This is a genomic window from uncultured Gimesia sp. (assembly GCF_963972345.1).
In the GTDB taxonomy this organism is placed as follows: Bacteria; Planctomycetota; Planctomycetia; order Planctomycetales; family Planctomycetaceae; genus Gimesia.
Map to the genome: position 1 here is coordinate 43,716 of NZ_CAXAVM010000015.1, position 14,523 is coordinate 58,238.

The 14,523-nt window shown below is 50.9% G+C and carries 9 protein-coding genes and 1 pseudogene; 4 read left to right on the forward strand and 6 right to left on the reverse strand.

Annotated elements, in window-relative coordinates; all coding sequences use genetic code 11:
* Positions 1–124 precede the first annotated feature (124 nt).
* The 3 genes from AACZ40_RS04365 to AACZ40_RS04375 all read left to right on the forward strand — a co-directional run bounded on the left by AACZ40_RS04365 (position 125) and on the right by AACZ40_RS04375 (position 4,940).
* Positions 125–1,159, forward strand: coding sequence for an endonuclease/exonuclease/phosphatase family protein (locus tag AACZ40_RS04365; RefSeq protein ID WP_291178739.1), 1,035 nt, complete (start codon positions 125–127; stop codon positions 1,157–1,159).
* Positions 1,160–1,346: 187 nt separating this feature from the next.
* Positions 1,347–2,909 (forward strand): PQQ-binding-like beta-propeller repeat protein, encoded by a 1,563-nt coding sequence (locus tag AACZ40_RS04370; RefSeq protein ID WP_291178742.1) that lies wholly within the window; start codon positions 1,347–1,349, stop codon positions 2,907–2,909.
* A 114-nt stretch (positions 2,910–3,023) separates the two neighbouring features.
* The gene (locus AACZ40_RS04375; protein ID WP_291178745.1) at positions 3,024–4,940 is read left to right on the forward strand and encodes a sulfatase-like hydrolase/transferase; all 1,917 of its coding nucleotides are present in this window, start codon (positions 3,024–3,026) and stop codon (positions 4,938–4,940) included.
* Positions 4,941–4,991: 51 nt separating this feature from the next.
* On the opposite strand, the gene AACZ40_RS04380 is transcribed toward AACZ40_RS04375, so the two are convergent.
* On the reverse strand, positions 4,992–8,546 hold the full coding sequence (locus AACZ40_RS04380) for a class I tRNA ligase family protein (protein ID WP_291178747.1): 3,555 nt from the start codon (positions 8,544–8,546) through the stop codon (positions 4,992–4,994).
* A gap of 257 nt (positions 8,547–8,803) precedes the next feature.
* Here AACZ40_RS04380 and AACZ40_RS04385 point away from each other — a divergent pair, with 257 nt between their 5' ends.
* The gene (locus tag AACZ40_RS04385) at positions 8,804–9,280 is read left to right on the forward strand and encodes a tRNA (cytidine(34)-2'-O)-methyltransferase (protein WP_291178750.1); all 477 of its coding nucleotides are present in this window, start codon (positions 8,804–8,806) and stop codon (positions 9,278–9,280) included.
* 8 nt (positions 9,281–9,288) lie between these two features.
* Here AACZ40_RS04385 and AACZ40_RS04390 read toward each other — a convergent pair whose 3' ends face one another.
* From AACZ40_RS04390 to AACZ40_RS04410, 5 genes and pseudogenes are all read right to left on the reverse strand, one after another.
* Positions 9,289–10,290, reverse strand: a complete 1,002-nt coding sequence (locus AACZ40_RS04390; protein ID WP_291178753.1) for an aldo/keto reductase — start codon at positions 10,288–10,290, stop codon at positions 9,289–9,291.
* 584 nt (positions 10,291–10,874) lie between these two features.
* A complete protein-coding gene (locus AACZ40_RS04395) occupies positions 10,875–11,834 on the reverse strand; it encodes a ferredoxin--NADP reductase (RefSeq protein WP_339673415.1) in 960 nt (319 codons plus the stop codon).
* Positions 11,835–12,208: 374 nt separating this feature from the next.
* Positions 12,209–13,195 carry a methyltransferase domain-containing protein gene (locus AACZ40_RS04400; protein ID WP_291178759.1) on the reverse strand — a complete coding sequence of 329 codons (987 nt, stop codon included), beginning with the start codon at positions 13,193–13,195 and terminating at the stop codon, positions 12,209–12,211.
* 47 nt (positions 13,196–13,242) lie between these two features.
* Positions 13,243–14,022: an MBL fold metallo-hydrolase gene (locus AACZ40_RS04405; protein ID WP_291178762.1), complete on the reverse strand. Its 780-nt coding sequence runs from the start codon at positions 14,020–14,022 to the stop codon at positions 13,243–13,245.
* Between the two features lie 173 nt (positions 14,023–14,195).
* Positions 14,196–14,523 (reverse strand): annotated as a pseudogene (locus tag AACZ40_RS04410) (NADP-dependent phosphogluconate dehydrogenase); the annotation flags it as partial.

The following is a 14,523-nucleotide window of genomic DNA, read 5'->3' on the forward strand; positions in this document are numbered from 1 at the left end:
TTTGGCAGTCATCACTGCAGCGGAATCATAACATATTTTAAGCCGTCCCCACCAGTAGAAGTGACAGGGAATCAACTGAATTTCGCGCTGAACAGCGCGAACCGGTTCAATAGAAAACAAAGAAATGAATTCAGAGCGCGCAGACAGTCAGGATCATCTAAAGGAGCCCTCTTCCAGACCCAGGCTGCGAACATCAATTCACATCTGGCTGTTGAAAGCGAGCGTGCTTCTGATTTCCGTCTTCTGGTGCCTGGCCATCTCAATACGTTTTACGATCCGAGACTCCAGCAGTGCGATTGCGGCTCTGATTTTTTATATGTCGCCTTTGATTTTGTTAAGTCTGGGGGCTTTCGTCCTTTGCATACTGACCTGGAGAGTGCACTGGCGGCGGATCGCTGTGATCTGGTTCCTGCTCTCGATTATGACCGGGATCTGGTGCTGGAAGACACAGTTCCTCAGTAATATAAATGAGAACAGAACAGCAGGCCACGACCAGACAGTGACGCGAGCTCTGTTCTGGAATATAGGTGATCGAATCTGGGGAATGGAACATGTCATCAATGAATTACAGCAACTCGATCCGGATCTGATCGGCCTGGTCGAAGCCGGCGCTGATTCTGCTGAAATGAAGCAGTTCTGGAAGCAGTCATTCCCGGATCATTCCTACCAGGTTGTTCAGAATGGTTTTGTATTTCTTTCTCGTCTTCCGATCGCAGAAATTTCTGCAGGCAGGCTGGCTGATATGGGGCATTATCTGAACCTTCAGTTAGCGTCCGATCGGCCAGATATCAGAGCTCCTGATGTTTTTCTGGTGGATATCAACAGCAATGTATTGAAATCAAGAAGAGCGGCTCTCAACGAACTGGCAGTTCAGGTCTCTTCGTTGAACCAGCAACCGGTGCTGTTGCTGGGAGACTTTAATACACCAGCAGATTCCGTGCACTTTGACCCGTTGAGAAAGACTCTACAAAACAGCCTTGAAGTAGCCGGCGACGGTTATCTGGCGACCTGGCCACTGCCTGTACCCGTGCTGGATCTGGATGGTATCTGGGTGAATCGATTCATAAAACTTCATCGAGCAGAGAATCGCTGGACCTGGGTTTCTGATCATCGACCTGTGTATATAGAAATGACTTTCGACTCTCAGCAGCAAAAATAAGGCCTTGAATTTCCAGTGAGAGGTTTGATTTGTTCTAATCCTGAAACGGGAGAAACGTGTTCAAACTTCGACAATTCAGGTTTCCTGCTTCATCCCGTGACCGGAGTGCAGTATAATCGAGTCCTGTTTACGGATTTTTTAACACCAGATTCTGTAGTCCGGTTTCCCCGAATCAGAAGGATTTCTCATGCGATCTGTCAGTCGATTGAGTTTGTTGGTCAGTCTGTTGGCGATCAGTGTCAGCAGCAGAGTTGAGGCGGCTATCTTCAGCGGAGAAATCCAATCCGTTTCTGCGGCACAAAAACAGGTCGTGATTAAATCGAGCCAGGGAAAAGAAAAAAGCTTTCTGATTCCTGCAGACGTGCCCGTCACATTCAACGGGAAACCTGCTGAATTCGAGCAGTTTGAAATCGGGCAGAGAGCCACGGTTTTCACTTCATCCAAGGGCGAAATCACCCGCTTTTCCGTCCGAGAGGCCGTAGCAAAAAAAACGGGTGAACCTGCCAGTGGTTCAAAAAAAACAATGAAGGAACGCAAAAGTACGGTAACATCGGGAGCAGAACCTGCTGCACAGGGCTGGACGCAGTTCCGGGGACCGGATCGGCGAAATATTTCCTATGAGACCGGCTTGAGCAAGGATTGGAACCAGAATCCCCCCAAACTGTTATGGACGGCGCGGGGCCTGGGTGAAGGATACTCGTCTGTTTCATTGAGTGGAAATCTGCTGTATACGATGGGCACAAAAGGCAATGAAGAAACAGTGATAGCCATTGATGTCAATACTGGTGAAATCGCCTGGACACATTCCAACGGGCCTATGTTTCAAAATAATCAGGGCAATGGTCCTCGTTCTACGCCCACTATTGATGGCGATCAGATTTATGCATTGGGCGCCAATGGAAATCTGGTAAGTCTGTCAGCCAAAGATGGCAATGTGGAATGGAGTAAGAATATCCTCCAGGAGTTTAACGCACGCAATATTGTCTGGGGAATCAGTGAGTCACCACTGATTGACGGGGATCAGCTGATCTGTACTCCGGGGGGACAGGGAGCAACCATGGTTGCTTTAAAGAAACAGGACGGCAGCCTCATCTGGAAATCGAATGTACCCGGAAATCCGCAGGCCGGTTATGCCTCTGCCATTACTATTAATACTGGAGGTATCAGGCAGTATGTGAATTTCACACATGCCGGTGTGATGGGGATCGAGGCTGCCAGTGGCAGACCTTTGTGGGGGAATGACAAGGCGGCAAACAAAACAGCGAACTGCTCTGCCCCTGTTTTCTTTGCGGAGAAAAATTCGATATTTTATGCTTCCGGATACGGGACCGGGGGTGCCCTGGTTCAATTATCGGCGGCTCAAAATGGAGTCAACGCGCAACTGGCATTCTTCACTCCCGAAATGAAAAATCACCATGGTGGAATGGTGGAAGTGGATGGCTTCCTGTATGGCGCGAGTGACCCGGGCGTATTGATCTGCATCAATCTGTCTAACGGGCAGACTGTCTGGCAGGATCGCTCTGTAGGTAAAGGTGCACTGACTTGTGCCGACGGGCATCTCTATCTGAGAAGCGAAAAAGGACCGGTGGCGCTGGTAGAAGTCAACCCGAAAGCATATGTGGAAAAAGGTCGCTTTAACCAGCCGGATCGCAGTGGAAATATGGCCTGGCCTCACCCGGTCGTCGTCGATGGCAAGCTGTTTTTGCGGGATCAGGATCTCCTGTTATGTTATGATGTCCGCAGCAGGTAATGCGGGGCTTCTTTCTGCCGGCGAACCCCTGTTCCACTCTCCTGCACTACATATGGCTGTTGGGGAGCCTGGACAAAGAGATGCTTTACAACTTTTGATTTGAAAGAAAATGATATGCGGTTTCGAAGTGCTCTGCTGAATCAGTTTACCTGGTTCTTGTTCTGTATATTTCTTGTTTGCACGGGATTGACTTCGGTCAGTCATTCTGCGGCAGACTCGGAAACGGTGCGGCCTAATATTCTGTGGATTACAAGTGAAGATAATGGTCCCCATCTGGGATGTTACGGGGATGAGTATGCGGATACTCCCCATATAGACAAACTGGCTTCAAAAGGCATGATCTATCTGAACTGCTGGTCGACCGCTCCGGTATGTGCGCCCGCGCGAACCACTTTGATTACCGGTATGTATCCCACCTGTCTGGGAGCCGAGCATATGCGGAGTATGGTCAAGCTGCCTGAGAATATAAAGTTGTACCCACAGTACCTGAGGCAGGCTGGCTATTACTGCACGAATAACAGTAAAGAAGATTACAATGTGGAGAAAGCTGGACAAATCTGGGATCAATCCAATGGTAAGGCTCACTGGAAAAATCGAAAACCGGGACAACCTTTCTTTGCGGTCTTCAATCATACAATCAGTCACGAAAGTAAAATACGAAATCGGCCGCACACTCTGGTGCATGATCCTGCCAAGGTCCGGGTTCCCGCGTATCATCCCGATACTCCAGAAGTCCGCCATGACTGGGCACAGTATTACGATCGGATCACGGAAATGGATGCGCTGGTCGGCAGGAATCTCAAAGAGCTGGCAGACGCCGGTCTCACCGAAGATACAATCATTTTCTATTATGGAGATCATGGCTCAGGCATGCCCCGCAGCAAACGCTGGCCATATAATTCCGGCTTGCAGGTTCCCCTGGTGGTGTATGTTCCTCCAAAGTTTCGCAAGCTGGCTCCCGCCGATTACCAGGCCCGGGGAAAAACAGATCGCCTGGTAGGTTTTGTTGACTTTGCTCCTACCGTACTGAGTCTGGCAGGCATCAAACCGCCGCAGCATATGCAGGGGGATGCCTTCATGGGAGAATTTAATACCACACCGCAAGAGTATCTGTTCGGCTTTCGAGGCAGAATGGATGAACGCTACGATCTGGTGCGATCAGTCCGAGACCAGCGTTACCTCTATATCAAAAACTACATGCCCCACAAAAAGTATGGCCAGTATCTGAATTACATGTTCCAGACACCCACGACCCAGATCTGGAAGAAAATGTACGACGCCGGCGAACTCAAGCCACCCCAAACCTATTTCTGGGAGACGAAGCCCGCTGAAGAACTATACGATCTCCAGACAGACCGGGACGAAGTCAATAATCTGGCTGACTCGGCGGAACATCAAAAGATACTGGAAGAACTGAAGCAGGCACAGCATAAAAAAATCCTCGCAATCAGAGACCTTGGCTTTTTACCGGAAGCAGAGTTTCACAGCCTGGCAGAGGGAAAAGCTCCTTATCTGATTGGTCAGAACAAAGACCTGTATCCCCTCAAACAGATTTTAAAGATGGCAGACCTCGCATCTTCCGGGAAACCCTCTGGTGTGGATCAGCTGATCAAAGGGCTCTCCAATCAGAATTCTGGCATCTGCTACTGGGCTGCGATGGGCTTGTTGATGCGGGGCGAAAAAGCGGTCGCGCAGGCCCAGGAGCCCCTTCAACAAGCTTTGGAAGATCCTTCCAAATCAGTGCGTTGTATCGCGGCGGAGGCACTCGGGAAATATGGTGACCAGCAGGACGTCGAAAATGCCGTCGACACTCTGGTGTCTCTGTCCAATCTGAATCAGGATGGAGTTTATGTGGCGATGCTGGCATTAAATGGCCTGGACAAGCTGGGAAGTCAAAAAGTCGCCTGGGTACAGGACCAGATTGCCAGGTTGCCTCTGAAGAATGATCAACTGGACCGACGGTTGCAATCGTATGTAGGCCGACTGGTAGAGCGTCTGCAGGAACAGCAGGATCAAGCTGCAGAGAAATAAAATGAAAGGGAGCGTAAATACTGTTGTCGTATTTACGCTCCACTTTTGATTTCAGGATGAAGCCTTTTCGATCCGGAGCGACACCTTGCTGTTACCGATCGAAACTTCCTTACTGTCACCCGCCAGTTCAGACTGTTCCAGCTGATCCCCGAGTGTTTCGCCGAGGATGTAGTCTGACCAGTTGGTGACTGCTTCTTTGACTTCGGTCGCGTCTGCCGGATTGAAGAAAATTTTGATCCGGTCTTCTATCTCCAGATCTGCTTCTTTGCGCAACTGCTGAATCTGCCGCACAAAGTCACGGGCCATGCCTTCCTGTTCGAGTTCAGGGGTGAGCTTCGTGGAAACGGCGATCTGAATCCCCTGCTCGTCCGCACAGACCCAGTCGGCCGCCTGCTCGGTACCCACCAGAACGTCATCCGGTTCAAGATCAATCTGATTGCCTGCCAGATCGAGGGATACCGATTCGCCACGTCTGAGCGGCCCGAGTACTTCATCGCCGACTTCGGGGAGTTGCTGACGCAGCATACCCAGCAGCTTACCGTACTTCGGTCCCAGTGTTTTCAGATTCGGTTTGTAGGTGTAACTGACCAGATCATCCAGGTTCTCGCAGCGCGTCACCAGTTTGATGTTCAATTCTTCTTCGATCGTCGTGGCCAGGCTTACGATCGCATCTGACTGCTGTGTCGTCTGGCAGGCGAATCGTAATTCCGCCAGAGGCTGACGGACCCGCTGGTTGGATTCATCACGCAGTTTGTGACCCAGTTTCACGACGATCTGTGCCTGAGCCGCCCGGAAGTTGAGTTCTTCGTCAAGCAGTGAAGCATCACATTCCGGAAAATCACAGAGGTGCACACTCTGAGGAGCAGACTGGTCCCAGCTGGTAACCAGATTCTGATACATGCGTTCGCTGAGGAACGGGATGCTGGGAGCCAACGCTTTGGAAAGTGTGACCAGCACTTCGAACAGGGTCTGATAGGCGGCCAGCTTATCGGTATCGTTGGCATCCTGGGAACGCCAGAAGCGACGTCGATTGCGTCTGATGTACCAGTTCGAGAGATCATCGATGAATGCCGTGGCGTTTTTCAGAAAACCGGCGAAATTATATGCTTCGATTTCCGTTTTCGCAGAAGCGAGCAGGGCCTGCAGGTTTGATAAAATCCAGCGGTCAATTTCCGGGCGGTCTGCCACAGGAATCCGGTCCTGCGCGGGATCAAACTCATCCAGTCGTGCGTAGTTGACAAAGAAAGCATAGGAGTTCCAGAGAGGAATCAACACCTGCCGACGGATTTCATCAGCGGGTTTACTTTCCACCAGGCAGGTTGGAGTACCTTCCCGGGTTTCACTGATCGGGCCCTCGGGGGTTTCCAGAGTCACATGCTGTTCGGGATTTCGCATACCGAACCTCAGGTCCGAGGCGGGATTGTGCGCGAGGTACATCCAGCGCATGGTATCGACGCCCAGTTGCTCGGCGGCTTCTTCGAACCAGATAGCGGTGCCATCTGATTTGTGCATCGGTTTACCTTCCTCATTCAACACCAGTCGATAACCAAGCAGTGTTTTGAAGGGGGGCGTCCCATCCATCATGGTTGCCATCGAGAGCAACGCATAGAACCAGTTGCGGAACTGTCCGGGGAAACATTCGGTAACCAGGTCTGCGGGATACCATTTTTCCCACTCCGCCTGGTTCGTATTGTACTGCATGGTGGAGAAAGGCACGATGCCCGCATCGAGCCACGGATTTCCGACATCCGGGATACGCGACATCAGATTTCCGGTTTTCGGATTTTTGAGTTTGACTGCGTCGATCCAGGGGCGATGCGGAGTGTGACCTTCCAGCGCTTCCCAGCCTTCGACTGCGCGTTCTTTCAACTCAGCCAGAGAGCCAATGACTTCGAAATCCCCGGTTTCTTCATCGACCCAGATCGGCAGGGCCAGCCCCCAGAAGCGTTTTTTGGAGACCATCCAGTCCCGCATGTTGGTGAGCCATTCCAGCTCGTGCTGCTCACCATCAATGCTGGAAGGAACCCAGTCTATCTGACGGGTGACATCTTTAATCTCTTCCCGCCAGTCCATATTGATAAACCATTCATCGACCAGGCGGAAGATTAGCTCATCGCCGGTCCGCCAGCAGTGTGGATAGATGTGCGGGTAAGGTTCCACAGAGACCAGCAGATCTTTTTCTTTCAGGCGTTCGAATACCAGCTCCGGTGTGGCGGGATCGATGGCTTCTTTGCCCGTGAATTCCCCGAAGCCCTCTTCAAAGCGACCGTCTTCACCCAGGGGGGCGATTGCCACCAGCCCCAGCTGTTTACCCAGTTGGTGGTCGACATCTCCACAACCCGGTGCGGTATGTACGATGCCGGTTCCCTCGCCGGCGACAACGTGTGGATTGCCTTTGAAGTCCCTGCCGCCATCTACGACTTTGTGGCAGGAGATGCCGGTCTGATCCAGCAGGGTTTCGTCACTGGGATGACCGCCGGGTGCCTGTTGGGCGGGAAGATCGTCAAAAGGACCCGTATATTCCCAGCCCACCATCTGGGCCCCCTTGATGGTCTCAAGGATTTCATAGCCCCCCTGCTCTTTAAAGATCTGGGCCAGTGTTTTCAGTTTGGGAACATCTTTCGGCCAGGACCACTCCGGGCGTCCAAATCCCTCTTTGAATTCCCGACTCAACCGCTGGTATTCCAGGTTGTCTTTGGCGAAGTAATAGACGGCGTCATCTTTTTTCGCACGGAGTTTGACGTATTCGAGGTCGGGGTTGATGGCAGCAGCCACGTTACTGGTCAGCGTCCAGGGAGTCGTGGTCCAGATCAGCAGGTATTCCTTTTCGCGATCCTTGAGAGGGAACCGCACGAACACCGACTTATGGACAGACAGCTTCCGTCCGTCAGCGACTTCCATCTGACTGTAGGCACTGCCTCCGCGTCCTGACCAGGGCATGACGTCGTGCCCACGATAAACTTTCCCCCGTTCAAAACATTTCTTGAGAAATGTCCAGATGGTTTCGTTATTCTCGGTTGAGAAGGTGAAATAGCTTCCGCCCCATTCCGAGTTACCCAGACGCGAAACCAGCATATCCGCTTTGTCGGTGATCTGTTTTCCGCTGGGGGCCGTCATTGTGACTTCTGTATCCTTGCCGACATATTCTGCAAGCTTTCGCAGCTCATCCGGATTGTCCCAGTCCATCCAGTAACCCAGACGCACCGACTGTTCTGTCTGACGGGCGGCAAAACGCAAAACACGTTTTTTACATTCATTGACAAACTTGTCGATCCCATGCGAAACGACTTCCTGCTTCGTTCCATACCCCAGTTCTTTTTCCACTTCGACTTCAACCCAGAGTCCCTGGCAGTCAAAACCGTTCTGAAAACGAAGTTCATGCCCGGTCATGGCGTAATAACGCTGGTAGGCGTCTTTGTAGGTTCTGCCCCAGGCGTGATGAACACCCATCGGGTTATTGGCAGTCATCGGACCGTCAATAAAGCTCCATTTGGGTTTGCCCTGATTTTTCCTGCGAAGCTGATCAAACGTCTGGTTTTCTTCCCAGAATTTGAGGATTTCGTGTTCACCTTTGATAAAGCTGGCGTCAGTGACTTTTTGAAACATCGGAAAATCTTATTGAGTTATTTTGATTGAAAATGAGTTTAGAGAAATTAAACGCGTCCAATTTCACTATGGTGACAGACCGACTAAGATATTGAATTCAACGATTAGAAACGCGTCACGCGCTGCCGGGGCTGTCCTGAGACAGAAGTATAATAGCGGGAATGCGTTAAGTATTACAGAGACAGCACTTTCTTACGAGGCATGTAAATTCGTATTTGTAGCTGTTTTATCATAATATTTCCAGTTTGAGAGTCAGAATGTCCGAGCCGAAAGAACCTTTATTCCATGTTGTCCTGTATCAGCCGGATATCCCCCAGAATACAGGGAATATCGGCCGAACCTGCGTCGCCGTCGGTGCCAAACTGTGGCTGGTGCGTCCACTGGGATTCCAGTTGGATGCCAAGCATTTACGGCGGGCCGGTATGGATTACTGGCAACACCTGAACTGGGAAGCCGTGGACAGCCTGGCGGAAGTACAGACAAAGCTACAGGACAGGACATGGTGGAAGCTGACCAAGTTCGCAACCCGCTTTGTCTGGGATGCGGAGCTGGAACCCGGTCAGGTGTTTCTGTTTGGCAGCGAAAGTAACGGTCTGCCTCCCCGGCTCCTCGAAGAAGATCCGGATTCCAACCTGAAGCTGCCGATGCACCAGGAAGTTCGCAGCCTGAATCTGGCCAGTACTGCAACTGCCGTCATGTACGAAGCAGTACGCCAGTTTGGAGGATTAAGCTGAACCGCCTGCTATTTCCCCCGCCCTGTTACCGGATATTGCGGATCCTGGAAGCCTTTTCCACTGTGTTCTCCCGGCGGGACGAGTGAATCGATAAAGGCTTCGTCTTCTGCTGTGATCTCGACGTCCAGGCAACCCAGGTTGTCATCGAACTGTTCCATGGTGCGCGGGCCGATGATGATCGATGTGAGAATGGGATTAGCCATACACCAGGCGAGCGCGAAGTTTGTCATCGAGACTCCCTTCTTGTCGCAGTAATCTGCGATTTCCTGGGAGAGTTTAATACTCACATCACGCAGTTCGGCTTCTTTCATGCGTTTATCATCGCGAGAGGCACGGCTGCCTTCCGGAAAAGGCTGGTCCGGGCGATATTTTCCGGTCAGGATCCCACGAGCCAGCGGGCTGTAACTGACGACGCCAATCCCCTTTTCCTGGCAGAGAGGCATCAGTTCCACCTCGATGTCACGATTCATAATGTTATACAGGGGTTGCACACAGCTGAATGAATACAGGTTGCGGACATCGCTTGTCCAGAGTGCTTCAGCCAGTCTCCAGGCACGGAAATTGGAGCAGGCGATGTAGCGTACTTTTCCAGAACGGACCATGTCATCCAGGGTACGCAGGGTTTCTTCGATCGGGGTCTGGTAGTCGGGGGTGTGGACATAATAGATGTCGACGTAGTCGGTATCCAGACGCTGCAGACTGCGATCCAGTTCCCGCATCAGATGGACTCTGCTGGCACCGGCATCATTGGGGCCGTCTCCCATCGGCGCGCGTCCCTTGGTTGCCAGGATGACCTTATCTCGTTTTTCTTTCAGCGCCTTTCCCACAACCAGTTCGGATCCTCCGGTGCTGTACATGTTGGCGGTGTCGAAAAAGTTGATGCCCAGGTCAATGGCTTTATGCATAATGGCGATCGAGTCTGCTTCACTGGTCGGTCCACCAAACATCATTGTGCCCAGGCAGACGGGGGAAACGCGTACGCCAGCTTTCCCTAAATTGCGGTAATCCATAATTGTCAATCCTGCAGAGAGTAGGTGTCAGTCGGTTGAGTTTATCACGAGTTCTATCTTCGGTTTTTATGACAGATTTCTCAAGGGACCTTAAATTCCTTGAACAGACGTGGTTGAAGATTTTCGCTCAGCCTGTTAAAGTAACTCTTTGCCCCCTTGGGGTTTATATGAGACCTGATTGATTCTGCAATGACTGTTGGCTGTTAAGCTAATTGATACCAATGGTTTAAGATAAAACGAATTCAACTGAACTTATTTAATCTAGAAGTAAATACGAAAGGCATTTCTTCGAATGGGAACCAAGAAGACAGGTAAAGGTCGTCGAAAAATTGGTCGTAAAAAACGACGTGCGCGAGCTAAGATCAGGCATCGTAAGGGTTAATTCCCATTTTTGCCTGGCAGGGCAGGTTCTGCTGGCTCCTTGAAGTGCATACTTTAAGGTCCTGATGCTTTGCGCTATCAGTGAAGCAGCACCGGATTTGAATTGCCGGAACACAGAGACAATAAGGGGCTTATTTGAGCCCCTTCTTTCGTTGGTTGGTAATACTTCCATGTCTGTTATCGAATGTCCGATATCAGGTGATCTACCAGTATTTCTCGAAGTGGATGTTACCCGGATTTTTGGGGGTAGAAAGCTTGTAGCCCTGTTCTGTGAGCAGTTCTACCATCCCCTTGGAATCCGGGAAAACCAGTTCCCCCTGCTCATTTTTTTCGGGAAGACCGATCATGGAAGGGTTTCCGCAGAGAAAGACGTGTGTGTTTTCCGGATCGGGTGACCAGCCAAACGCTTCTTCGAATCGTGCGGGGCGAATGATATCCTGCAGGTACTGTTTTCCCACATAGGACGGGTGATTCTCATCCATGTTTACCGGCTCGCGTGTCGTGAAAGCACCGTAGCGGTAGTTGGAGAACTGTTTCTGCAACTGTTCCTGCTGATCGAGATATCCCAGGTCACCTTTGTAGCGGACGCAGGTCATGGAAACGATGCGTCCTGTATGACCCCGTTTTAACAACTCGATACTCATCGAATTATGCGGCGCTTCTCCCGTTCCCGTGCCGGCAAAGATCACGTTATTACCCGGTTCTACCGGTTTCAGCGTATAGGTTCCGACGGGCTTTTTCCCCAGATGCAGGCGATCTCCCTCTTTGAGACGAAACAGCCGCGGGGTGAGTGGTGGATCATCTGTGTCAGGACGTAATACCAGCGTGATGTAAAACTCGAGATAATCAATTTCATCATTGGCCAGCAGCTCGCCCTGCAGATTCAGCATCGGGCAGGAGATGGAGTAGGCACGACGAATCAGTTTTGGCTTTTCCAGCTCGGCTAAGGGACCTCCATCGACACGGTGTTCCCAGCTACCCAGGCCCAGTGTTGTGTATTGCCCCCCTGAAAAAGGGGGTACTTCTTCGTCGGGTTTGATGCGCACAATCATCAAATGATCGTGTGGCATCCGCAGATCCATCACCGACGCGTTGTAGTATTTGTGTCGAAGTTCTTCAATTTCTGGAGTCGATTGACCGGTCGGAGGATTCGATGGATTCATGACTCTCCCTGTCGCGATGGGTTATCACCGTTGATGGTGATCTCTTGATTTTGAATTGTGGAACTGTCCCTTTGCTGGTTGCAGATCCACAATGTTTCCACATCGAACTCGCTCTGATTTCAGAATGAGTTCTCAAATCCAAAAGGATAAGAATATGATGTTCTCTTTATGTCGTGTCTATCTTCTATCACTTTTTCTGCTCAGAAAGTCAAGTCAGATCCAAAGTTTAATAACAGTCACACCTGTTTCAGATCCATCAGGGGCAGGCTGTTGTAATTAAAAAAGCCTTAAGGAATCTGATCAATCAGGATATCCGATTTAGTGAAATAGTGAAAACGGGTAAAACCAATCGATTTCAACGGGACTGTCAGCTCTCAGTTCGTGTCATTTGTGGACCTGGTTCCCTGGATATTCACGCCACTGCCAATCAATAGATTATGGTGATAACACCAGAGATAGAACCGTCCCTTCTTCTCCGGTGGCAGAACTTTCAGGTTTTCAAATCCCGCCTGTTCGAACCAGGATCTGAGTTCCGCGGTTGTATGGTGATACTGATAGGCGGGGGCAAACCAGTCAAATGTGTCGCAGACACGATTCTCCCAGTTGGAGTGGTTACTGAAATTAACGATCTTGTTGAGAACTTTATTGATGACCGGCAATCCTCCCAGCCAGGCACCCAGGCGACACCAGGGTTCCAGCTTTTCCGGCGACATCCGCGTGGTGATTTTTCGTAACCCGCTATTGATCCATTCCTGCCACCACTGATTCCTGCGATAGAGCCAGACAGAGTATTTTCCGCCGGGCTTGACCATGCGAGCCACTGCGTCGAAGACCGCGCGAGTCTCTTTATCGTGATGCATGACGCCGATGGAAAAGACAAAATCGAAAGATTCGGGTTCAAAAGGCAGATGTTTCAAATCAGCCTGCACCAGGTTCACATGTTCGAGGTGCGCAGTCAGCTGTTGCGCTTTCTCGACGGCTGTGGTATGGTCGGCACCAAACACGATGCCCCCTGCTTCGGCTGCGACTTTACAGTAACGACCGCCGCCACAACCGGCGTCCAGAATTTTGAGGCCTTTCAGTTCATCCAGTTCCATTCCGGTTTTCGCGGTGAATGTGGCCCGGTCTTCATCTGGGTGCGCGACTTCGTATTTATTCCACTGCAGGCCGAAGCTGGAAAGGTGTTCCTGCTCGACAAAGCGGGGAATTCCCATGAGTACCGGATAGGCCTGGCTGTTTTGGGAATCGATCAGCTGTTGTTGTGACGGATTCCATTCGAGTGGACGGCACTCGTCCGGACTTCTCAATACTTCCAGGAGATCCTGAGAAAGAAAATTGCCGGATGATGTTTCTTTCGTCATGATGGCTGACTGCTTACCTGAAAATGATCTGAGAAATGATGAGTGGTTTAAAATTCCAGTTCCATCAGATCTTCGCCCAGAATGGTATTGGGAAAGATCTGTTGTGCAACTTTGATTCCGATGGGATCGTCGCCGGTCTGCTGCGGGTCGATGTGTGTTAAGACCAGCTTTCCTACGTTGGCATCGCGTGCAAGTTCAGCAACCGGGGTCGTGTGACTGTGCCCGGTTTTGTCGGCCCATTCGGCCATGTCATCCGGAAAATAACATTCATGAATCAGGAGATCGACACCCTTTACAAATTCCAGATGCTGTGCGGGATTGGCTGTATCTGTGATATAAGCCAGAGAATGTCCAGGCCAGTCGATGCGATAGCCGACCGAGCCCCCCGGGTGTTCCAGGGGAATGTGTTTCAGAATCCCCTGCTCTGCGACGGAAACAGTTTCCGGGAGAGGTGTGAATAGATAACCGGGTAACAGGGGAAAGATTTCTTCGGAAAACAGGTGAGTCTGGATGGCGTTCAACTTGGAAGCTTCTCCATACAGTTTGACGGAATCAACCTGATCGGTGAGCATCGGGACCAGAAAAAAAGAGAGCCCGACAATATGATCGAGATGAGCATGTGTCAGGAAAATCTGCAGGTCCCGCGTCTTGAGAAATTGCTGAACGCGAAAGAAGCTGGTCCCCGCGTCAAAGATGACACCCAGTTCCGGGAGCATCAGGCAGGCGGTATGGCGGCGTTCGTTCGGGTGATATCCACCAGTCCCCAGCAAGACAATTCGCATTGTTCCACTCTCCCGCGATTGGGTTGCCCCATAATCTGATTTCATCGTCAACTTTCCTGAATGACATTCAGCCACTCAGAGAGACAGCGTGCTGCATCAGACCTTAGTCTCTGTAAAAAGTGCCCGTTAATCAAGTTGTGATACCTGATTAACGGGCAGAAACGCAAGTTGACTACGATAAAATCTGATGGTGACTGATCAATGATCCCATGCAGGAATTACGAATCCAGACGGCGTTCACGAATCCAGTCAGTATGGAAAGTGCCTTCTTTATCCGTTCGCTGGTAGGTGTGAGCACCAAAGTAGTCCCGTTGAGCCTGCAGCAGGTTGGCTGGCAGACGAGCCTGTCGATATCCATCAAAGTAGCTTAAAGCGGCAGTGAAACTGGGAACCGGAAGACCGAGTTCCACGGCAGTTGCAACTACACGTCTCCAGCTGGGTTGTGCTTTTTCAATGGCGTTGCGGAAGAAGTCGTCCAGCAGCAGGTTTTCCAGCTGTGGATTTTTGTCAAAGGCTGCTTTGATGTCCTGCAGGAAGGTGGATCGG